At 52.4% G+C, this 435-nt stretch carries 1 rRNA gene; it reads right to left on the bottom strand.

The features are described from left to right. Positions 1–435, bottom strand: a 16S ribosomal RNA gene (locus tag F8279_RS30020); the annotation flags it as partial.

Here is a 435-nt window from a genome sequence, read left to right as displayed (position 1 = left end):
TAATCCTGTTCGCTCCCCACGCTTTCGAGCCTCAGCGTCAGTTACAGACCAGAGAGCCGCTTTCGCCACCGGTGTTCCTCCATATATCTACGCATTTCACCGCTACACATGGAATTCCACTCTCCCCTTCTGCACTCAAGTTTGACAGTTTCCAAAGCGAACTATGGTTGAGCCACAGCCTTTAACTTCAGACTTATCAAACCGCCTGCGCTCGCTTTACGCCCAATAAATCCGGACAACGCTCGGGACCTACGTATTACCGCGGCTGCTGGCACGTAGTTAGCCGTCCCTTTCTGGTAAGCTACCGTCACAGTGTGAACTTTCCACTCTCACACCCGTTCTTGACTTACAACAGAGCTTTACGATCCGAAAACCTTCTTCACTCACGCGGCGTTGCTCGGTCAGGGTTGCCCCCATTGCCGAAGATTCCCTACT

This window comes from Micromonospora sp. AMSO1212t (genome assembly GCF_008868145.1).
Classification (GTDB): domain Bacteria; phylum Actinomycetota; class Actinomycetes; order Mycobacteriales; family Micromonosporaceae; genus Micromonospora; species Micromonospora tulbaghiae.
The sequence above is the reverse complement of the archived record's forward strand: the minus strand, read 5'-3'. Positions and strand labels throughout refer to the sequence as shown.